This is a genomic window from Niveispirillum fermenti, from assembly GCF_048066175.1.
Lineage (GTDB): Bacteria > Pseudomonadota > Alphaproteobacteria > Azospirillales > Azospirillaceae > Niveispirillum > Niveispirillum fermenti.
In genome coordinates, this window is sequence record NZ_JBLTXA010000025.1 from 52,588 (window position 1) to 73,129 (window position 20,542).

The following is a 20,542-nucleotide window of genomic DNA, read 5'->3' on the forward strand; positions in this document are numbered from 1 at the left end:
ACATGCGAAATCCTCACCCGGACAGCTATTGACCCATCGAAGTCGTTCTATTAAATGGAATGTATTACGTATTTCATTCCATGACGAGGATGATCGTGACGGATAATGTTGTGGAAATCGGTTTCGACACGATCGATGAGGCGCTGGCCGCCATCGCCGGCGGCCAGATGGTCGTGGTACTGGACGACAAGCATCGGGAGAACGAGGGCGATCTGATCATGGCGGCGGCGCATGCGACGCCGGCTGCCATGGCCTTCATGGTCCGCCACACGACGGGGATCGTCTGCGTGGCGCTGACGGGGGAACGGGTGGACGCGCTGGACCTGCCCCCGATGGTGGCCAGCAACAGCGACCGCCATCAGACCGCCTTCACCGTTTCCGTCGATGCACGCCGGGGCACCAGCACGGGTGTATCGGCCGCCGACCGGGCCGCCACCATCCACGCCCTGACCGACCCCGCCACACGGCCGGACGACCTGATGCGCCCGGGACATATGTTCCCGTTGCGCGCGCGGCCGGGCGGCGTCCTGGAACGGCCCGGCCATACGGAGGCAGCGGTGGATCTGGCGCGCCTGGCCGGCTGTGGTCCCGCCGGGGTGCTGTGCGAGATCGTGGCCGAGGATGGGTCCATGGCCCGCACGCCCGAATTGCTGCGCTTCGCCCGACGGCATGGGCTGAAGATCGTCACCATTGCCGATCTGGCCCAGCACCTGCGCCAGCGGCCGCATGAAACCATCGACCGGGCGGGTGCCGCCTTGCGCCAGGCATTGGCCTGAACCGTCCCGGTGGCAACACAAGAACAGGAAGGAAGCAGGAAACGCCATGTTCAGATCCGCATTTCCCGACAGGCTTGATATTGCCGGAACATCGATCGAACTTCTGACCCGGGGTGCGGGGCGGCCGCTCCTGTTCCTGCATGGCGGGCACGGGGTCGATGCCGGCGATGCGCTGGTCGAACGGCTGGCCGCAGCCGGTCACAAGGTGATTGTCCCTTCCCATCCCGGCTTCGGCGCCAGCCCACGCCCGCCCGGGGTGACAGGTGTGGACGATCTCTGCCACATCTATCTGGACCTGATGGAGGCGCTGGACCTGCGGGATGTGGTTCTGGTCGGCGTATCGTTCGGAGCCTGGATCGCGGCGGAACTGGCGACCATGGGCACGGGCCGCATCCGCCGCCTGATCCTGATCGACGCGGTGGGGGTGAAGGTCTCCGACCGGGAAACGCGCGACATCGCCGACATCTTCGCCACCACGGTGGAGGATATCCCGTCGCTGTTCTTCCACGACCCGGAAAAGGGCAAGGCCCTGTTTCACGGCTTTGATTTCAAGAACATGACCGATGCGGAAGTGACGCGCTTCGTGCGCAACCGCGAGGCGCTGCTGCTCTACGGCTGGTCTCCCACCCTTTACAATCCCAAGCTTCTGGGGCGCCTGCGCCGGGTGAATGTCCCGGTCCTGCTGCTCTGGGGCGCTGATGACAAGGTGGTGGGCGTGGAATATGGCCGCCGCTATGCCGCCGCCTTCAAGGATGCGCAGTTCGCAGTGATCGGGGGGGCCGGTCATTACGGCTATCTGGAACAACCCGACGCCTTCGCCAGCCATATCGACACGTTCCTGGCAGCCTGAACCGGCATGGCGCTGCCCGCGGACCCCGCGGGCCCGCCCCGTCCCCCAAAACCACGCCCCGAGGGGAGAGCACCCATGGAATTCTGGCATTTCAGCGAACAATCCATGCATCCGGCCTGGAACGACATTTCCGGCCCCACCAAGGTGCTGGTCGACAATGCCCATTGCGACCCGGAAATCGCGCACCAGCTCTATAACCGCTATCTCGACGAATGGGTCGTCGCGGACAGGCTGGGCTACAACATCATGGTGAATGAGCACCATGCCTCGGCCAATTGCATGTCAGCATCCTGCCTTCTGACGCTGGCCATACTGGCCCGGCAGACGAAGAACGCCCGCCTGCTGTGCCTGGGCGTGCCCGTCACCAACCGGACCGACCCCTATCGCGTCGCCGAGGAACTGGCGATGATCGACACCATTTCCGGCGGGCGGCTGGAAATCGGGCTGGTCAAGGCCTCGCCCTTCGAACTGGCCCTGTCAAACCAGAGCCCGGCCCGCATCATGGACCGGTACTGGGAGGCGCACGACTTCGTCGTCAAGGCGCTGACCCACAAGGGCGGCCCCTTCTCCTGGGAGGGGGAATTCTATAATTATCGCAATGTCAATGTCTGGCCCCGCCCCTTGCAGCAGCCCATGCCCCCCATGTGGATCACGGCATCGGGCGCAGCCACGGGCCGGCGCATCGCCCAGTTGGGCTATGTCTGTGCCACCTTTTTCAACGGCGCCGGAACCAGGCCGCTGTTTGACGCCTACAAGGAGGAATATCGCAACACCCACGGCCGCGCCGCCCCGCTGGACCGTTTCGCCTATCTGGCCATCATGGTCTGCGGACGCACCGAGAAGGAGGTGCAGGAGCGCGTGGCCAAGGTGAAACCCTACCTGGAGGTGCAGCCGCGCACGCCCAAGGGATGGATCAACCCGCCGGGCTATGAAAGCGTGGAAATGAACGCCATGGCCTTGCGCATGGGCAAGACGGGGCGCATCAATTTCGGCCTGCCGGCCAACCCGTCCCTGGCGGAAATGGCCGATGGCGGCATCATGTTCGCCGGCACGCCGGATCAGCTTTATGACCAGATGTCACGCTTCTCCGACAAGGTGGGCGGCATCGGCCGGATGCTGATGCTGGGGCAGGCCGGCTATCTCGACCATGCCGAAACCGTGGACAGCCTGACCCTGTTCGCCGAGCAGGTGGCACCGCGCCTGCGGGATTATGCCAAGGCCAAAAGCGCCGCGGTCAGCGACGCGGCGTGATCGGAAAACCGCGGCAAGGGGCGCAAAGCCAGGGCCGGGACCGATAAACATTCCGGCCCCGGCCCTGGCTCGCCTGCATGATGATCCGCAAAAAGGGTCATGCGATCAGCCGCAGCGCATCGCGGACATTGCCGATGCGCTGATTGGCCGTGCGCGTTGAAACCGTGATCTCGTCCATGTTCTGATGGATTTGTGCGACCGCGCCGGACGCGCCATGCATGTTGCTGTTCATCAGGCGCGCAACCGCGCTCTGTTCCTCCACGGCCGAGCAAGTACCGATGACATAGCCGCGCACGGCATCAATGGCCCCGCGTATGGCATCCAGCTTCTCCGCCACATCGCCGGCCACCGTTTGCAGCCCGACAATCTCCCGCGAGATGCGCTGGGTTGCATCGGCAGCCTGACGGGCCAGCGACTTGACCTCTCCCGCCACGACCGCAAAGCCGCGCCCGGCCTCACCCGCCCGCGCGCTTTCGATCGTGGCGTTCAGGGCCAGCATGTTGATCTGTCCGGCGATCTCCCCGATCAGCTTGACGATGCCATCCATCGACTGGGTGCCGTCCAGCAGACGCCGGGTGGCCTCGTCGACAACACTCGCCTCCTGGAAGGCCTTCTCCGTCGCCTGCTTGGACCGGGTCATGCTCTGCGCGATTTCCTGGATGGAGGCGTCGAGCTGTTCGGAACCGCTGGCGATGGCTGCGACATTGACGGAGGTCTGCTGCGATGCGGCAGAAGCGTTCTCGGCCTTGTCGTTGGATTGCTCCACGGCGGAGACGATCTCGCCCAAATAGGCCTGGACGGCCTCCAGTGTCTCTTCCTTGCGGTGACGGGCCTCCACAGCCGCCGTCACGTCGGAAGCGAACTTCACAACCTTGAAGGGCTTGCCGTCACCGTCCAGAATGGGGTTGTAGGTCGCCTGGATGTAAACCGTGCGTCCGCCAGCCGCCAGCCGCTTGAACTCGGCCTGACTGAAGCGCCCCGCCCGCAACCCGTCCCAAAAGGCACGGTAGGCAGGGCTCTCCGCCTCGGCCGGGTCCATGAACATGCTGTGGTGGCGGCCCTGCCCCTGATCCAGCCTGTAGCCCATCACCTTAAGGAAATTCTCGTTGGCATCCAGAATGGTGCCGTCCATGCTGAAGGAAATGACGGCCTGGGAACGGTCCAGTGCCTCCAGCTGCCCATGGACCTCACGCGAACGCTTCCATTCCGCCGTGACATCGGCCGCCACCTTCACAACCTTGGTGACACGGCCACGCCGGTCGAAGATCGGATTGTAGCAGCCATGGATCCAGATCTCTCGTCCGCCCTTGGCCAGGCGGCGGATCATCTGCACCTCGCTGTTGCGGCCTTCGCCCAGGGCCCGCCAGAAATCGGCATAATCGCGGCTCTTCCGCGTGGCCTCGTCCACGAACATGCTGTGGTGCCGGCCTTTGATCTCTTCAAGGCTGTAGCCCACCAGCTTCAGGAAGTTGGGATTGGCACCCAGGATCACGCCATCGGGCGTGAACTCGACAATGCCTTGCGCCTTGCTCAGGGCGGCAAGCACCGCCTCCGCATCATGATTGCCACCGAACAACATCGCTACCCCCCGATCGTCAGAAAGCACCACCACCGAACGAAATAAATCCTACGGCAGCTTTTCGACGTTTTCAGCATATCGGAAGGTTATAATCATTCGTCGACGGATTTTAATTCGAACACCGGACACCAAATTAATATTTATTAATGGATATGAACTTATACGTTCGGATACAAAATTTTTCCTGCAAATAAACCCCAAGAAAATATCCCGGATTGTATTGAAAACGGTACAATTGCACCCTGATATCAAGGAAAGTCATTGATATTGATGGATGAATCCTCATCAAAAATCGTGAACCCAAACGCAGGAAACGATATGGGCATATGGCTGGGTTGGTTCTTCGGTGTCAAACCGACCCAGCCTTGTCGCCGGAAATTTCCGGAAAAGCGCAAAAGCATAGGTTCTGTCGCCATTCCCGGCTGGGACATGGTCAGCGTGCAGCCGCCACCTGTTTCAGCACACCATAGACATAGTCCACCCCCTCATGGATGGACTTCACAGCGATACGTTCGTCATGGCCGTGGATGCGGCTCATCGTGTCGGGATCAACAGGATAGGGCCAGATGCCATAGACGGGTATGCCCCGTGACCGCCAGGCCCCGGCATCGGTGGAGGCCTGCAGCATCATGGGCAGCACCTCTGCCTGCGAGACCCGTCTGGCCTGATCCTCCAGCGCCCGGAACAGGTCGGTTTCGATGGAAGATGGCTGAATGGCGCTGCGCACGCGGAAGAAGGCAGCCTGTTCCTCCTTGGGGCGTGAGTTCACGATCTCCACCTCGATAGCGGGATTGCCGATCAGGGCTTTCACCTGGTCGACGAATTCATAGACATCGACACCCGGCATCAGGCGGGCATTCATGATGGCTTCGGCCTCGCCGGGGATGACGTTGGGCTTCACCCCGGCATTGATCATGGTAACGACCATCGTATCGCGCATCAGGGCAGACAGGGTCACCGCATCATCCGGACGGGCCGCCATGACGGCCTTCGCCGCGACCAGCCTTGCCGCATCGTCCTGTGCCGCCAGCAATTTCTCCACCGCCACCGATAGCGGGCCGGGATAGATCCGGGCCAGGCCCTTGAAATAGGCGACGGTCTGCGGCAGCAGCCGGATCGGCGTCTCCGCGAAGGCGATCTTTTGCAGGGCGTCAATCAACTGCCCGTTGGCGGTCGTCAGCGGCGGCAGGGGGAAGGAGGAATGGGCCGCCGGTCCCCTGGCCACCAATTTCAGATTCAAGGTCTGCTTGTCAGCGACAGAGACATTCACCTGACGGACCGTGCCGTCCGCGCCTGTGAGGATGCCGCCCCCTTCGTTCAGGGCCACGGCCGCGTCGATCTTGTCCCAATGGTGCTGCGCCAGCCAGCCGGTATTGTACTGTCCCTGCTCCTCATCCGCCTCCGCCAGGAAGATGACGTCGCGCTTCAGCTTCACCTTGTCTTCCAGCAGCCGCAGCACGGCGCGGGCATAGATGGCGACGGAACCCTTATTGTCCAGGGCGCCGCGGCCATAGACGAACCCGTCCTTGATCACGGCGGCGAACGGGTCGACGGTCCAGTTCTCCCGCTGGGCCGGCACGACATCGGTGTGCGCGGCCAGCAGGACGGGGGGCAGGCTGCCATCGCCCTTCAGCCGCGCGATGAAATGCGCGGCCTTGCCGTTGGGGGCGGTGATAATCTCCGTCTCCACCCCATGCGGCTTGAACAGGCTTTCCAGATAGGCGGCGATCTTCGTGGTGTCACCCGGTGCGTTGGTGGTGTCGTACCGGATCAGTTCCTGCAACAGGGCGACGGTCCTGTCCCCTTCCGCCTTGTCCTTCGCGGTGACCGGGGCGGCGAGAAGCAGGGCCAGGGCGGGAATGGCAAGGCGGAGGGGGCGCATGGCTCGGGTCCCTTTACTTGACGGTGATCTGATAGCTTCCGGTCGATTGATGGCCATTGGCGGCCACCACCGTCCAGTCCACCTTGTAGGTGCCGGCAGCCAGGGGACCTTGGGGCGTCACGGTCAGCGACTGTCCGTCCGCCCCGTCGGCCACCATAACCCCGCCGCCGGGGGCGGGCGACAGGGTGACGGTGGCCGCACCCGGCGTCAGCTTCTCCGAAAAGGACAGCGACAGGGTGGACGGGGCCGGACCGGTGCTGCCGGCCGCCGGATCGGCGGCGACCAGCTTGGGATGGGCGATGGCGGGAACGGTCAGCAGCAGCGACAGGGCGGCGGCCGGCAGCAGGCGATGGATACGCATGGTCTTTCTCCTGAAGGGCTGGGGATCAGAACCGGTAAGTGGCCTTCACATGGAAGGACCGGCCGTTGACGCCATAGGGCGCGATATAGGCGTAGGGGAAGATGCCGTTATTGTCGGCGCCATTGGTGCCGGCGGCAACGGAGGCAGCGGTCGAGGCGATCTGCTTTCCCGGATATTTGTCGAACAGGTTCGACACACCGGCGGAGAGGCTGAAATCATCGGTCAGGTCATAGCCCGCCTCGAAATCCACCACGATGTCGGCACGGAAATACTGGATGATGTCGGAATTGGCCGAGCCGGGCGCCGCCGGCACCAGCTTCACCTTGTAGCCGGGGGTCAGGGCCGCCACCTGGGCCGGGGTACGGTTGGTCAGGGCCACCTGCGCCACTTCCCCATAGCGAGTGCCGGACAGGTTCAGGCGCAGCGCATCCTTCTGCCAGTTCAGGCTGGCGGTGATCTTGTCCTTGGGCATGCTGTCGGTGAAACGCACCTGCTGCGACAGGTCGAACAGGACCGTATTGATTCCAATGGCGGCCAGCGGGGCGGGCGTGCCAGCGATACGGTCGAACTTGGTATCGTTGAAATTGGCGGCCAGCATGCCGGTCAGGGTGCCCCACTCATCCAGATCGTGGCGGTAACGCAGGGTCACATCCACGCCCTTGGTTGTGGTGTCCACGGCGTTGGTCAGGAAGGAAACCGCCCCCACCCCCGGATAGCCCTGGGCCGCCAGCATGCTGGTCAGGGTCGTGGACTGGAAGTTGGACGACATGGCAATGCGGTCTTCGATCTTGATGCGGTAGTAATCGACCGTGGCATCGAAACCATCCATGGAGAACACCACGCCGGTGGAGATATTGTCCGATTTCTCCGGCTTCAGTGCCGTGGCGCCGATCAGCGGGGCCGTGGGATGGTTCACAGACACGGCCCGGATGCGCAGCGGCTGGCCATTCACGAAGCTGACATTCCGCCATAGGCGCTGGACAGATCCCAGCCGAACCCCGCCAGATCATCACCCTTCAGACCGAAGGCACCGGAACCGTTGGTGATCTCGATCTCCTGCAAGGGCAGGAACCCGTCGGGATAAATGGCCCGTACCGTCTCATCCTGGCCGGCACGGCGGAAAAAATTGAAGCTGTTGCCCTTCAACCGGCTGTAACCCCCGAACGCATAGGCCGTGATGCCATCGGTCAGCGGCTTTTCCGCGTTCAGGAACAGGGACAGGTTTTCATATTTCGGGTCACCGAACTTCCAGATATCACGGTCCACCGTGGCTTCGCGCGGGTCCAGCGTACCGCTGGACGGGGTCAATCCGGTACCCGACCCGTAATTGCCCGACGGCATGACGAGGGCCCCGGCGGCGTTGCGGCCGAAATATTGCTGGCGCGTATCGGGCGCGGCGCGGTCGCTGGCATTATGATCCTGATACTGGACCGTCAGGCGAAGGAAGCCGTCATCGCCGAGTTCGATCCCCTTGGCGACGGCGATTTCAGTATGTTCACCATCGCCCTTCTCGGTGAGACCGAACCGGGCGGACGCGAACCCGTCCGTACCCCTGGCAAGCTGCACGTTCAGCACGCCGGCAATGGCATCCGAGCCATATTGCGCGGCCGCACCGTCGCGCAGCACCTCCACCCGCGAAATGGCGGCAGCCGGGATGGAATTGAAATCATAGGCCACGTCGCCGCGGCCGATCTGGCTGCTGCCGTTCAGGTCCGGCGCCGTGTGCCGGCGTTTACCATTGATCAGCACCAGCAATTGCCCCGTGGACAGGCCGCGCATGGTGGGCGGCGTCAGGAAGTCCAATGAGCCCGCCGCCGCGGGGCGGGGCGTGCTGAAACTGGGCACGGCCACTTTCAGCATGCTTTGCAGGTCGGGCGCACCGCCGCGCGTCAGTTCATCGGCTGAGATGCTGTCGATCGGTGTCGGGCTCTGCGTCACGATACGCGGCTCGAAGCGTGAGCCGATGACGATGATCTCCTCCAGGTCCGCCGGCTGCGCCAGCGCGGGCGATACCGCCAGCACCGCCAGAGCGGAGACGCCGGTGAATGTCAGATGCTTCAGTTTGTTTCCCATGATGAAGGTTCCCTGTTGATCTGGTTGGTCGGTGGCTTGACGACGGCTCTTGCGGCTGTCTTCGGAACGCGCCTGGGGCTTCGGGCAAGGCTTGCCCGTTCACGGAAGGCGGGCTTCCGTGGAAAAAAGGTCCGATGCGGTCGGGGTGATGGCGGGTTTATGAGATCATGGCGGTGCCTGTCGGGCTGGCATTGTCATTCCCGTCAATGCAGCACTTGGCCCAGGAACGTCCGGGTCCGCTCATGCTGCGGATTTGTAAAGAAATCAGCCGGCTTTGCGGCTTCCACGATCTGGCCGGCATCCATGAAGATGACGCGGTCGGCCACCTGCCGGGCGAAGCCCATCTCGTGCGTGACGCACAGCATGGTCATGCCCTCACCGGCCAGTTCGACCATGATGTCCAGCACCTCCTTGACCATTTCCATGTCAAGCGCGCTGGTCGGTTCGTCGAAAAGCATGATCTCCGGCGACAGCGACAGGGCGCGTGCGATGGCCACCCTCTGCTGTTGACCGCCCGACAATTGACCGGGGAATTTGCGCGCCTGATCGGGGATGCGCACGCGGGTGAGATAGGCCATGGCGATCTCTTCCGCCTGTGCCTTGGGCATGCGCTTCACCTGGGTCAGGGCGAGCGTGCAGTTCTCCAGGATGGTCAGGTGCGGGAACAGGTTGAACTGCTGGAACACCATGCCGACACGGCGGCGGACCGCCTCCACGCTGCGGGCATCGCCGGTCAGCTCCGTGCCCTCCACCGCGATCTTTCCGGCCTGATGTTCCTCCAGCCGGTTGATGCAGCGGATCAGGGTGGATTTGCCGGACCCGGACGGGCCGCAGATCACGATCCGCTCCCCCCTGGCCACGGTCAGGTCCACGTCGCGCAGGACATGAAAGTCGCCATACCATTTATTGACGCGGGACAGTTCCACGGCGTTCATCGGCGGTTCCCCTTGGACATCCGCGTTTCCAGCCAGCGCGCATAGCGGGAGATGGAAAAGCAGATCGTGAAATAGATCAGCGCGATCAGCAGGTAGGTCTCGGCAAACGGTGCCGGCCAGTCGGGATCGGCCAGTGCTGCGCGGCCCGCGCTCAACAGGTCGAACAGGCCGACCACCAGGACCAGGCTGGTATTCTTGACCATGACGATGACGGTGCTGGTCAGCGGCGGGATGACCTTGGCAATCGCTTGTGGCAGCACGATCAGGCGGGTCGTCTGCCGCCAGTTCAAGCCCAGCGCGGCAGCCGCTTCCGTCTGGCCCTTCGGAATGGCCTGCAGCCCGCCACGCAGCACTTCGGCGATATAGGCGGCCGATACCAGGGTCATGGCGGCCAGCGCACGGGCCAGCTTGTCGATGCTCACCCCCTCCGGCAGCATGATGGGCAGCAGGATCGACGCGATGAACAGCAGCGACAGCAGCGGCAGGCCCCGGATCAGCTCGATGATGCCGATGGAGAGGTATCGGGGCACGGGCAGGCTGGCCCGCCGGCCCAGCGCCAGCAGCACGGCCAACGGAAAACCCAGCCCCAGCGACCAGACGGTCAGCAGCAGCGTGACGGGAAGCCCGCCCCAGGCCGATGTCGGCACCGGCCTCAACCCCAGAACGCCGCCGCCCATCAGGACAAGGCTGCCCAGCATGCCGCCCACCCACAGGCCCAGCGTCAGCTTCGTCCAGTTACGCGGCGGCAGGCTCCATAATCCCAGACCCAGGATCAGGACGCAGACGGCGATGGGCCGCCATTGTTCGGCCGGGGGATAGATGCCAAACAGGATCTGCGGATATTTTTCGGCCAGGAAGGCCCAGCAGGCGCCGGCCTGCCGGCATTCAGCGCCCGCGCCGGCCCATACACCATTGATCACGGCCCAGGACAGAAGATGCGGCAGCATCCAGGCCAGCCCCAGCAGCCCGATCAGGGTCATGCCGGCACTGACCATGTCACCAAACAGCAGGCGCCATAGGGGCCGGCGTTCGGCCAGGGGGGCTGCGCGGGCCGGGGTGGGTGCCGTGCGCACGAAGACGGGCGTGGGTTGGGTCATATCCGTCATCGCGTCACCAGGGCGATCCGCCGGTTGTACCAGTTCATGAACAGTGAGGCGGTGATGGAGATGGTCAGGAAGACCAGCATCAGGATCAGGATGCCTTCCACCGCCTGGCCTGTCTGGTTGATGGTCGTGGCCGCCACCAGGGCGATGTCGGGGTAACCGACAGCCAGGGCCAGGGTCGTGTTCTTGGTGATGTTGATATATTGGCTGGTCATGGGCGGGATGATCACACGCAGGGCCTGCGGGACGATGATCAGGCGCAATATCGTGCGTTCAGTCAGGCCAACCGCCCGCCCCGCCTCCCACTGGCCCTTGTCCACCGCGTCGATGCCACCGCGGATGATTTCCCCGATGAACGCGGCGGAATAGAGCAGAAGGCCCGCGAATACCGCCGTGAATTCCGGCGACAGGCCGATGCCGCCTGTCGGATTGAACCGCCCGATGACGGGCCGGTCCAGCACAAGCGACAGGCCGGAGGAAACCCAGGCCAGACCCGCCAGCAGCAGGGCGGAAACCAGGCCGATCCGGCCATAATGATTGGAAATGCCCGTGCGCAACCGCTGCATCCGGCCATACCGCCATGCGGCCAAAGCACCCGCCAGCCCCAGCAAAAGCGAAACCAGGAACGGTCCCTTGTCACCCATGATCACAGGCCGGGGCAGGTACAGCCCCCGATCGGCCAGGATCACACCGTCCAGGGGCATGAAGGCCGCATGGATATTGGGCAGACCCAGGGTAAGCAGCGCGTACCAGAACAGCAATTGCACGACCAGCGGCGTGTTGCGCATCGCCTCCACATAGGCCGTGGCGGCCCCGCTGGTCAGCGGGTGGGCCGACCGACGGGCCAGCGCCACGCCAAGGCCCAGGAAGGTCGCCGTCAGTGCCACGGTCACGGCCAGGAACAGCGTATTGCCCAACCCCACCAGGAAGGCCCACCCGAAACTGTCGGTGGGGCGGTAATTGATGATGCTTTCCGCGATGGGAAAGCGCGCGGCCCGTTCCAGAAAGCCGAAGCCGCCGGTAATGCCGCGTTCATCCAGATTGCTGGCGGTATTGTGAACCAGCCAGCCGACACCACCGGCAACCGCCGTCAGCAGCAGGGCCTGCAGCAAGATGTGCCGGGTGCGGGTGTCATGGAAAAGGGCGGAAAGGCTCGTCATCCCCGCCCCCCTTAATTGAATGCCATGGGAACCATCAGGCCCCCATCGCGGAACAGGCGGTTGGGACCACGATCCAGCTTCAGCGGGCTGCCGGCACCGACATTGCGGTCGAACATCTCACCGTAATTGCCCAGTTGCTTGACGATGCGGTACGTCCATTCCTCGTCCAGGCCCAGTGCCGCGCCATTGCCGGGCTCCACGCCCAGGAACCGGCGGATGGTCGGGTCCTGGCTTTGCCGCATCTCATCGACATTGGCCTGATCGATGCCCAGTTCTTCGGCCATCAGCAGCGCCTGGAACGACCATTTCACGATGTCGAACCATTGGTCGTCGCCATGCCGCACGGCCGGTGTCAGGGGGGACAGCTTGCCATCCGCCGGGAAGATGATGAAATCGTCCGGGTTGCTGGCCATGGTGGCGCGGACCGAGGCCAGGCCCGACGCATCCGTAATCAGCGCGTCGCAGCGGCCGGAAAAGAACGCCTGCCTTGTCGCCTGCGTGCTGTCGAAGATCACGGCCTTCAGGTTCGGCGCCACGGACGCCATCAGATTGGTGAAGGTCACCTCCGTCGTCGATCCGGTCTGCACACAGACCGACGCACCGTCCAGTTCACGCGAATTGGTCACGCCCCTGTCCCGGCGGACCATGATCCCGTCATAGTCGTAGTAATTGGGCAGGGTGAAATTCACGCCATTGGCGTCGCGCGACAGGGTCCAGGTGGTGGTGCGGGGCAGAATGTCGATCTCCCCGCTTTGCAGGGCGGTCAGGCGCTGCTGCCCCGTCAGGGGCACGAAGCGCGCCTTGTCCTTGTCGCCCAGCACGGCGGCCGCCACGGCGCGGCAGGTCTCGATGTCCAGCCCGCGCCAATAGCCATGGCTGTCCGGTGCGCCAAATCCCACCGTGCCCGTGCTGGCCCCGCAATTGACGTAACCGCGATCACGCACGGCCTTCAGCGTGCCGCCCGCCGGGCCACTTGCCGTCTGCTTCCGCTCCGCCGCCGGCTGGCCGCAGGCGGCCAGTGCCAACAGGCACACCCCCGCCAGAAGCCGCTTGCCGATCCCTCGCATGGGCCCGCCCTCCCCGCTTGTCGCCTCAACCACCCAGGACGGGAATGGCCAGCGCCGCGAACAGCGCCTCCAGATCGGTCCACAGGTCCTCCGGATCTTCCATCCCGATGGAGATGCGCAGGATCAGGCCCTCGTCGGTCCAGTTGGTCGCCACCCGGTCGGCCTTGATCGCCATGGGCACGACAAGACTGCGCGTGCCGCCCCAGGATGCGCCGATGGCAAAGGTCTTCAGAACGCCGAATGCCTCTTCGATCACCGCGTTGGCCGGCGGCTTCAGCACGACGGAGAAGACGCCGGACGCGCCTGCGAAATCCCGTTTCCAGATCTCATGCCCCGGACAGGTGGGCAGCGACGGGTGCAGCACCCGCTCCACCGCCGGCAGTTCCACCAGACGGCGGGCAAACTCGGTCGCCACCGCACCGGCATGGCGCATGCGCACGCCCATCGTCTCCAACCCGCGCAGGGCCAGCCCGCAATCATCCGGCGACACGCCGATGCCGATCATGCGCATCGTGTCCTTCATCCGGCGGAACAGGGCCACATCCTTGACGCTGATCGACCCCATCAGCAGGTCGGAATGGCCGCCGACATATTTGGACAGGGCCTCCGACGAGAAATCCGCCCCATGGGCCAGCGGCTTGAACAGCAGCGGCGTGGCCCAGGTATTGTCGCATCCGGTCAGGATGCCGCGATCCTTCGCGACCTTCACGATGGCGGGCACATCCTGGAATTCCATGGTCGTGGAACCGGGGCTTTCCATCCAGATCAGCCTGGTATTCGGCTTGATCAGCGCCGCGATCCCCGCGCCGATCAGCGGATCATAGACCGTGTATTCCACACCCCGCGGCTTCAGGTAATTCTCGCAGAAACCCCGGCAGGGCGGATAGGCCGTATCCGGGATCAGCACATGGTCGCCCGGCAGCAGCACCGTCAGGAAGACGATGGTGATACCCGCCTGACCCGACGGCACGATCACCGTCCGCTCCCCCCCCTCCAGCGCTGAAAGCTGTGCTTCCAGGGTGCGGGTCGTCGGCGTGCCATGCAGGCCGTAGGTATAGCCGTCCGGCCCCCGATACTTGCGGTTCGTATAGGACTTGGCGTCCTCGAAAACGATGGTGGAAGCGCGATAGGTCGGCACGCCCAGACTGGCGAAACCTTCGTGCGAAACGGCGGGGTGGATGACGCACCGGGACAGGTCGCGCATGACGTTCCTCGTGATGTTGACTACACGAATGTGTGGGCATAAGGGTACAAATTCAATTGACCTGATCACACAGGTCCATGCATAGACCTTATACCCCTCCCCATCCCGGACCCACTGCCATGCATTTCCGCCAGTTGGAAATTTATCGCGCCACGATGATCAGCGGTTCGGCATCGCGGGCAGCCGAACTGCTGCGCATCACCCAGCCGGCCGTCAGCCGCGCGCTGGTGGAGCTGGAGGAAAGCCTGGGTTTCGGGCTGTTCGACCGGATAAAGGGCAGGCTGGTGCCCACACCGGAAGGACAGATGTTCTTCCGTGACGTGAACAGCAGCTTCATCGGACTGGACCGCCTGCGCGCATCGGCCGCCCGCATCCGGGATTTCGGATCGGGCAGTCTGCGCATCGCCAGCATGGCAGCGTTCGGTTCCACACTTGTGCCGAAGGCCGTTCACACCTTCCGGCAGAAGAACCCGCATATCGCCATCACCCTTCAGGTCCTGTCATCCTCGTCGGTACGCGACCTTGTCGCCAATCAGCAGTTCGATATCGGCATCGCCGCCGACGAGGTCGACCTTTCCGGGGTGGAGCATCGTATCTTCAGTAGTTTCCGGGCCGTGCTGGCGATCCCGCCCGGCCATGCGCTGGCGACGCGGTCCATGGTGGGGCCGTCCGATCTGGACGGTCAGCCCTTCATCGCGCTGGCACCGGAAGACCGGGCCCGCCACAGGATCACCGAGATCATGGAAAATGCCGGTGCCAGACCCGAAATCATCGTGGAAACCCCCAGCGCCGGCACGATCTGCGCCCTGGCTCTGGAAGGTGTCGGGGTAGGTCTGGTCAACCCGGCTGCCGCCGACGGCTATGCGGACCGGGGGCTGGTATTCCGGCCGTTCAAGCCGGATGTGCAGTTCAAATCCTATCTGCTGTTCCGCCCCGACACACAGAAGAACCGGCTGGTCCGAAGCTTCGTGGCCGAACTGCTGCATTTCCGGGACCGCGTCACATTGCCGGGGACGGGCCGGGCCCGGCCGGGCGAAACGGCACCGGGATCCACCAGCCGACAGTGAAGGAGCCCTCTGCCGCGCCGCATGAAGGCGCGCACGCGGCGCCGACTCTTGATGAAAACGAAAGTCTCCGGCCTTCCGGTCAGGACAAACCGGCGGTGGTCGCCGCCGGACCAGATCCCGGTGAGTTGCTCTCACCGGGATCTGGCATCAGTCATCGAAACACGGGGGTGGTGGTAGCTACGGGAGGGCATAGGAACCCGCAGTCACCCTGCCATCGATCACTTGTCAGCCGCGTTGCCGGACTTCCTGCGCCGGGGGGCCAGGTTTGGTTCGTCACCAGTGATTGGTGCGGCGTGTTCTTCGCGCAGGGCGGTGATCACGCTTTTCCAATCGCCCAATGCTGCCTGCCGGTGGACACGATGATTAGGGTACCAGGGAGAGCGCTCCCCCCCGATGCCCCAGCGCCAGTCAACCGAATGTGCCAGCAGCAGTGACACAGGCGTACCCATGGACCCGGCCAGATGGCCGACACCTGTATCCACGGCCACCACATGATCCAGATTGGCAATCACCGCTGCCGTGTCGATGAAGTCCTGCAGAACCGGGCTCATGTCATGCAGCCTTCCCTTGAAGGCCAGACAGTCGGCCGCCCGCGGACCTACCTGCAAAGAGATCCATTGTGCATCCGGCACGGCATCCAGAATGGACCCCAGCAGCGACAGCGGCAAGGACCGGCGCGCATCTTCCGAATGCTGTGGCCGGCCGGCCCAGACCACGCCAATCCGGCGCTTGCCCTCCTGACGTGGCGGCAACAATGAGGCACCGCGCGCCACCTCCGCCGCTGGCAGGGTCAGCCAGCCGGGCAGCAGCGGCAGATCCGGAACCCGAAGCGACAGCATATGCGGCAGGCTGAGCAGCGGCACATGATAGTCGGGTGTATCATCAATGCTGAACTGATGCGGATTGTCCGGGCGCGACACGACACGGAAGCCCGGCCCCTCCAGAACCGACGATATCAGACGGACCAGCGGGGCCGACACTTCCAGGATCACCTCGGCCAGGCCATGGCGTTCCTTCAGGATGCGGGCCAGGGGTGTGAATTGCAGAATGTCACCGAACCCCTGCTCACCCCAGACATAGACACGTTTGCCCTCCAGCGTCTCCCCCTGCCAGCGGGGGGCGGACAACAGACGGCGCGGTTCCGGGAATTGATCCCAGACCCAGCGCCATTCGTAATCCGCCCAGCCGGTGGCGAAATCGCCCCGGGCCAGACAGGCCAGTGAATGGTTCCAGCGGGCCAGCGCATTGCCGGGCGCCAGTTTCAGCGCCACGTTGAGCGCCATGACGGTGGCATCGATGAACCCGGCCGTGCGTAGCGCCTTGTCCAGCGTCTGCAACACCTCCTCCAGCCGCTCCAGCCTTCCATCGGGCATGCCGTCCGGCAACTGGGCCAGGGCTGCTGTCAGTTCGGGCAGCCTGTCGCCCATTTCGTCCACAAGCTGGTTGCCAAGGTCGCGCGCTTCCGGCAGCACACGGCCGAACAGGATGACCCCGATGATCAGGGGAACAATGGCCTCACGCGACTGCTCCATCCACGCCAGCCCGGTCCCCATATTGACCCAGGCCGAGTAATTCAGCGGCGACAGATGCAGGACACGGTGATAAAGCGGAATTGCGTCGGCATGGCGGCCTTTGGTCTGCAGCATCACGGCCAGATTGACCATCGCCGCTGCGGCACGCGGCATATCCCCAATCCGCTCGAACACCGTGCCAAGCGAGCAGTAATAAAGCGGTTCTTCAGGCTCCAGCTTCAACGCATGTTCGAACAGGCCGGCGGCGCGTATATTGTCGCCTTCAAACGCGGCGATCACGCCCAACTGGTGCAGGCTGGGGGCCGTCAGTTCCGGCCGCTCGGTCAATTGCAGAAAGATGTTGCGCGCCTCTGGCAGCTTGCCCGCGGATTGCAGGTGCAAACCCTGGGCAAATGCCGGCACCCGACGCCCGATCTCCATCAACACCGCGCCGGCACGCTCCACCACAGGGATGGAGAAGTCGACATTGTTACTTACGCTCATCTTGTTCAGCGCCTTTGATGGGGTCGGAGGTCATTTGCAGTTGTTCATATACACCGCCGCCTTCCGATCCAGCCACCGCGATTGGCAGGTTCTGGCCGGTCGCGGTGGATCCGCCGGTCGTGCCCGTTGCTTCCACCGAGGTTCCACCGGACGACGAGGTGGACGTCGGGGAAGAGGAAGAAGAGTTGGACGCCGAACTGGTTGAACTTGTCGATGTGGTACTTGCTGTCGTTGCCGTGCTGGTCGGCGCGACACTGGTGGTGGGGGCCGCAAGACTGGCAGTCGGCACAATGGCCGCCACCACCTGACGCTGAACCGTGCTGGCCGTCAGAACGGGGGCCGGTGCCGTGACGGTCAGGGTACCAGTCTGATACTGGATCACGTAGTTGCCCAGTCCCGTGCCGGTGGCATTGGCAGCGGTGATGACGTAACTGCCGGCCACCGCTGCCGCCGGTGCGCCAGGGCTGTCAAGGGTCACCTGCTGCACGCTGTCACCATTCAGAAGACCACTGGTCGTGAAGGCAGACAGCACCAGAGCGGTCCCGGCCACCTTGCTGGCATTTCCTGCCATGACGGTCAGGGCGGCCGGGTTCACCGTCAAGATGCCATTGGCATAGATGATCGTGTAGTTGGACAGACCGATACCGTCGGCACCCGATGCGGTAACGGTATAGGCGCCGACAGCGGCCGTGTTTGCCGTGCCGCTGGACGTCAGGATCACGGTGCCCACCGTGTCGCCGTTGACCAGGCCATTGCTGGTAAAGCCCGTCAGAGACAGGCTGTCACCATAGGTCTTGGTAGCGGCGCTTGCCGTAATGGTCAGTGCTGCCGGCGTCACGGACAGGGTGCCGTTGGCATAGGTGATGGTGTAGTTGGACAGACCCGTCCCGGCAGCCGCCGACACCGTCACACCATAGGTGCCTACCGATGCCGTCGCCGCACTGCCGGCACTGGACAGGCTGACACCCGTCACGCTGTCCCCATTCACCAGACCGGCAGCGGTGAAGCCTGTAAGGCCGGCTGTCTGACCGTAGACTTTGCTGCCATTGCCGGCAGTAACAGTCAGCGGGGCACGGTTGACGGCCAGCGTTCCGGGGACATAGTTGACAGTATAGTTGTCCAGGCCGGTGCCGCTGGCCCCCCCGCCATTGATGGCATAGGTTCCGGCTGATGCTGTGGCGACCGTACCGGCGCTGGACAGGCTGACGCCTGTGACAGCGTCGCTGTTGACCAGACCCGCGACGCTGTACCCTGACAGATCCACCGTCTGGCCATAGGTTTTGACAACGTTCGCCATGGTGATGGTCAAGGTTGCGGGTGTGACGGTCATGCTGCCGCTGGCATAAAGGATGGTGTAGTTGCCCAGACCCGTGCCGGTCGCGTCAGACACGGTGATGTCATAGCGGCCGACAGGCGTGGTGACATCAATCGCCGGCCCTGTGAGGCTGACACCTGTCACCTGATCACCATTGACCAGACCGGACGTGCTGAACCCGGCCAAGCCGTCCCCACGTGTGCCATAGGTGCGGCTTGCATCATTGGCAGTGACCGTCAGCGTCGCCTTGTCGACCGTCAGATTACCGTCCAGATAGGTGATGGTGTAATTATCCAGACCCGAACCCGATGCCCCGGAGGCGGAAATCCGGTAGGTCCCGATCGTGGCCCCGGCATCGGCGCCGCTGCTGGACAGGGCGACATTGTCGACCCGGTCACCATTCAGCAGGCCGCTGCTGGTGAAATTGCTGAGACTGGCGCTGGTGCCGTAAATCTTGGAGGTACTATCCGCGGTGATGGTCAACGAGGCGGGCGTCACCGTCATCTGCCCATCGACATAGGTGATGGTGTAGTTGCCGACGCCGGACCCGCTGGCCCCACTGGCCCGGACAGCATAGGTGCCAACGGCGGCGGTGGCGTCAACACCGGCGCTGGACAGGCTGACTGCCGCGATGCTGTCATTGTTCAGCAGCCCGGCGACGCTAAAGCCGGTCAGACCGGGCGTGCTGCCATAAACCTTGCTGGCATTGCCGGCCGTCACGGTCAGGGGAGCCGGCGTCACGGTCAGTGACCCATTGACATAGGATACGGCATAATTGTCGAGGCCCGTGCCACTGACCCCGTTGGCCGTGACGACATAGGTGCCGACCGCGGCCGTGGCATCAAGACCCGCACTGGACAGCGTGACCGAACTGACACTATCCCCGCCCAGCAGGCCGGATACGGAGAAACCGGACAGGCTTGTGCTGCCGCCATAAACCTTGCTGGCGTTGGTTGCGGTGATGGTCAGCACCGCCTTGCCGACAGTCAGCGACCCGTCAGCGTAGCTGATATTGTAATTGTTGAGACCGGTGCCCGTGGCCCCGCTGGCCCTGACCGAATAGACACCCAGCACGGCATTCGCCGCAGCGCCGTCGCTGGACAGCGCGACCGCAGAGATCGTATCGCCATTGACCAGACCCGAAGCAGTGAAGCCCGTCAGCGCCAGCTCCTGGCCATAGGCCTTCACCTGATTGGAAGCCGTGATGGTCAGTTCCGCCCGCTCAACCGTCAATGTGCCGCTGGCATAGGTAATGGCGTAATTCGAAAGGCCTTCACCCGTAGCCGCCGAAGCGTTAATGGCAAACGTGCCAGCCCCGGCACGCCCCATCTCCCCGTCGCTGCTCAGGGAAACACCGGTGATCCTATCGCCATTGATCAGGCCATCAACGGCATAGCCGGTCAAGGCAATACCACTGCCATAGACCATGGTGGCATTGGCCGCCGTCACCGTCAGCGCCTTGGCCGTGACGGCCAGGGTGCCGTCGACATAGGTGATAGAGTAATTTGCCATCGCGTCGCCGGAAGCACCGGACGCGGTGATCGTATAGCTGCCGACATTGGTGGTGACGTCGGAACCGACGGAAGACAAAGTCAATCCGTCGACACTGTCACCATTCAGCAGACCGTTACTGGTGAAGCCTATCAGGTTGATGCCGTCACCATAGGTCTTGGTCGCATCGCTGGCGGTGATGGTCAGGGCCGCCGGGTTGACGGTCAGGGTACCGTCAACATAGGTGATCGAATAGTTCGACAGGCCCGTGCCGGACGCATCGGCCGCACTGATCGTGTAGCTGCCCACACTCGCCGCCGTACCGCTGCCGGTGGAGGTCAGGCTGACGCTGCTGATGCTGTCACTGTTCACCAGGCCACTGCTGGTGAAGCCGGTCAGGTTGGCGCTGCCGC

16 protein-coding genes are annotated in these 20,542 nt (G+C 63.7%); 4 read left to right on the forward strand and 12 right to left on the reverse strand.

The window, feature by feature from the left end; translation table 11 throughout:
* Positions 1-95 precede the first annotated feature (95 nt).
* The 3 genes from ribB (at position 96) to ACM9LZ_RS19460 (ending at position 2,877) form a co-directional block, all read left to right on the forward strand.
* Complete coding sequence (ribB, locus tag ACM9LZ_RS19450; RefSeq protein ID WP_416621175.1) at positions 96-776, forward strand: 3,4-dihydroxy-2-butanone-4-phosphate synthase; 681 nt, start codon at positions 96-98, stop codon at positions 774-776.
* A 46-nt stretch (positions 777-822) separates the two neighbouring features.
* The gene (locus ACM9LZ_RS19455; RefSeq protein WP_416621176.1) at positions 823-1,626 is read left to right on the forward strand and encodes an alpha/beta fold hydrolase; all 804 of its coding nucleotides are present in this window, start codon (positions 823-825) and stop codon (positions 1,624-1,626) included.
* Between the two features lie 75 nt (positions 1,627-1,701).
* Complete coding sequence (locus ACM9LZ_RS19460; RefSeq protein WP_416621177.1) at positions 1,702-2,877, forward strand: LLM class flavin-dependent oxidoreductase; 1,176 nt, start codon at positions 1,702-1,704, stop codon at positions 2,875-2,877.
* A 97-nt stretch (positions 2,878-2,974) separates the two neighbouring features.
* Here the strand turns inward: ACM9LZ_RS19460 and ACM9LZ_RS19465 are convergent, their stop codons facing one another.
* The 10 genes from ACM9LZ_RS19465 to metC form a co-directional block, all read right to left on the reverse strand.
* On the reverse strand, positions 2,975-4,456 hold the full coding sequence (locus tag ACM9LZ_RS19465) for a methyl-accepting chemotaxis protein (RefSeq protein WP_416621178.1): 1,482 nt from the start codon (positions 4,454-4,456) through the stop codon (positions 2,975-2,977).
* A 433-nt stretch (positions 4,457-4,889) separates the two neighbouring features.
* Positions 4,890-6,338, reverse strand: coding sequence for a M20/M25/M40 family metallo-hydrolase (locus ACM9LZ_RS19470; RefSeq protein ID WP_416621179.1), 1,449 nt, complete (start codon positions 6,336-6,338; stop codon positions 4,890-4,892).
* A 13-nt stretch (positions 6,339-6,351) separates the two neighbouring features.
* Complete coding sequence (locus ACM9LZ_RS19475; RefSeq protein ID WP_416621180.1) at positions 6,352-6,699, reverse strand: copper resistance protein CopC; 348 nt, start codon at positions 6,697-6,699, stop codon at positions 6,352-6,354.
* Positions 6,700-6,724: 25 nt separating this feature from the next.
* Positions 6,725-7,651 carry a TonB-dependent receptor domain-containing protein gene (locus ACM9LZ_RS19480; protein WP_416621181.1) on the reverse strand — a complete coding sequence of 309 codons (927 nt, stop codon included), beginning with the start codon at positions 7,649-7,651 and terminating at the stop codon, positions 6,725-6,727.
* Positions 7,648-8,772 (reverse strand): TonB-dependent receptor plug domain-containing protein, encoded by a 1,125-nt coding sequence (locus ACM9LZ_RS19485; RefSeq protein WP_416621182.1) that lies wholly within the window; start codon positions 8,770-8,772, stop codon positions 7,648-7,650. Before ACM9LZ_RS19485 ends, ACM9LZ_RS19480 begins: the two co-directional genes overlap by 4 nt.
* Positions 8,773-8,975: 203 nt before the next feature.
* On the reverse strand, positions 8,976-9,707 hold the full coding sequence (locus tag ACM9LZ_RS19490; RefSeq protein WP_416621183.1) for an amino acid ABC transporter ATP-binding protein: 732 nt from the start codon (positions 9,705-9,707) through the stop codon (positions 8,976-8,978).
* Entirely contained in the window at positions 9,704-10,813 is a 1,110-nt protein-coding gene (locus tag ACM9LZ_RS19495) for an amino acid ABC transporter permease (RefSeq protein ID WP_416621184.1), read from the reverse strand. The genes ACM9LZ_RS19490 and ACM9LZ_RS19495 overlap by 4 nt, the downstream gene beginning before the upstream one ends.
* Positions 10,810-11,970: an amino acid ABC transporter permease gene (locus tag ACM9LZ_RS19500; protein ID WP_416621185.1), complete on the reverse strand. Its 1,161-nt coding sequence runs from the start codon at positions 11,968-11,970 to the stop codon at positions 10,810-10,812. The genes ACM9LZ_RS19495 and ACM9LZ_RS19500 overlap by 4 nt, the downstream gene beginning before the upstream one ends.
* 11 nt (positions 11,971-11,981) lie before the next feature.
* On the reverse strand, positions 11,982-13,037 hold the full coding sequence (locus tag ACM9LZ_RS19505) for an amino acid ABC transporter substrate-binding protein (protein WP_416621186.1): 1,056 nt from the start codon (positions 13,035-13,037) through the stop codon (positions 11,982-11,984).
* Positions 13,038-13,062: 25 nt separating this feature from the next.
* Positions 13,063-14,241, reverse strand: a complete 1,179-nt coding sequence (metC, locus tag ACM9LZ_RS19510) for a cystathionine beta-lyase (RefSeq protein ID WP_416621187.1) — start codon at positions 14,239-14,241, stop codon at positions 13,063-13,065.
* Positions 14,242-14,360: 119 nt separating this feature from the next.
* Here metC and ACM9LZ_RS19515 point away from each other — a divergent pair, with 119 nt between their 5' ends.
* The gene (locus tag ACM9LZ_RS19515; protein WP_416621188.1) at positions 14,361-15,308 is read left to right on the forward strand and encodes a LysR substrate-binding domain-containing protein; all 948 of its coding nucleotides are present in this window, start codon (positions 14,361-14,363) and stop codon (positions 15,306-15,308) included.
* Between the two features lie 218 nt (positions 15,309-15,526).
* On the opposite strand, the gene ACM9LZ_RS19520 is transcribed toward ACM9LZ_RS19515, so the two are convergent.
* Together ACM9LZ_RS19520 and ACM9LZ_RS19525 are read right to left on the reverse strand one after the other, a co-directional pair.
* Complete coding sequence (locus tag ACM9LZ_RS19520) at positions 15,527-17,323, reverse strand: tetratricopeptide repeat protein (RefSeq protein ID WP_416621189.1); 1,797 nt, start codon at positions 17,321-17,323, stop codon at positions 15,527-15,529.
* A partial coding sequence (locus ACM9LZ_RS19525) for a beta strand repeat-containing protein (protein WP_416621190.1) occupies positions 17,310-20,542 on the reverse strand: 3,233 nt, incomplete at its 5' end. The genes ACM9LZ_RS19520 and ACM9LZ_RS19525, both read right to left, overlap by 14 nt.

What these genes read in the sequence shown, in the direction of transcription:
- ACM9LZ_RS19455 (WP_416621176.1), top strand. Translation starts at nt 823, where the DNA reads ATGTTCAGATCCGCATTTCCCGACAGGCTTGATATTGCCGGAACATCG.
- ACM9LZ_RS19460 (WP_416621177.1), top strand. Translation starts at nt 1,702, where the DNA reads ATGGAATTCTGGCATTTCAGCGAACAATCCATGCATCCGGCCTGGAAC.
- ACM9LZ_RS19465 (WP_416621178.1), bottom strand. Translation starts at nt 4,456, where the DNA reads ATGTTGTTCGGTGGCAATCATGATGCGGAGGCGGTGCTTGCCGCCCTG.
- ACM9LZ_RS19470 (WP_416621179.1), bottom strand. Translation starts at nt 6,338, where the DNA reads ATGCGCCCCCTCCGCCTTGCCATTCCCGCCCTGGCCCTGCTTCTCGCC.
- ACM9LZ_RS19475 (WP_416621180.1), bottom strand. Translation starts at nt 6,699, where the DNA reads ATGCGTATCCATCGCCTGCTGCCGGCCGCCGCCCTGTCGCTGCTGCTG.
- ACM9LZ_RS19485 (WP_416621182.1), bottom strand. Translation starts at nt 8,772, where the DNA reads ATGGGAAACAAACTGAAGCATCTGACATTCACCGGCGTCTCCGCTCTG.
- ACM9LZ_RS19490 (WP_416621183.1), bottom strand. Translation starts at nt 9,707, where the DNA reads ATGAACGCCGTGGAACTGTCCCGCGTCAATAAATGGTATGGCGACTTT.
- ACM9LZ_RS19495 (WP_416621184.1), bottom strand. Translation starts at nt 10,813, where the DNA reads ATGACGGATATGACCCAACCCACGCCCGTCTTCGTGCGCACGGCACCC.
- ACM9LZ_RS19500 (WP_416621185.1), bottom strand. Translation starts at nt 11,970, where the DNA reads ATGACGAGCCTTTCCGCCCTTTTCCATGACACCCGCACCCGGCACATC.
- ACM9LZ_RS19505 (WP_416621186.1), bottom strand. Translation starts at nt 13,037, where the DNA reads ATGCGAGGGATCGGCAAGCGGCTTCTGGCGGGGGTGTGCCTGTTGGCA.
- metC (WP_416621187.1), bottom strand. Translation starts at nt 14,241, where the DNA reads ATGCGCGACCTGTCCCGGTGCGTCATCCACCCCGCCGTTTCGCACGAA.
- ACM9LZ_RS19515 (WP_416621188.1), top strand. Translation starts at nt 14,361, where the DNA reads ATGCATTTCCGCCAGTTGGAAATTTATCGCGCCACGATGATCAGCGGT.
- ACM9LZ_RS19520 (WP_416621189.1), bottom strand. Translation starts at nt 17,323, where the DNA reads ATGAGCGTAAGTAACAATGTCGACTTCTCCATCCCTGTGGTGGAGCGT.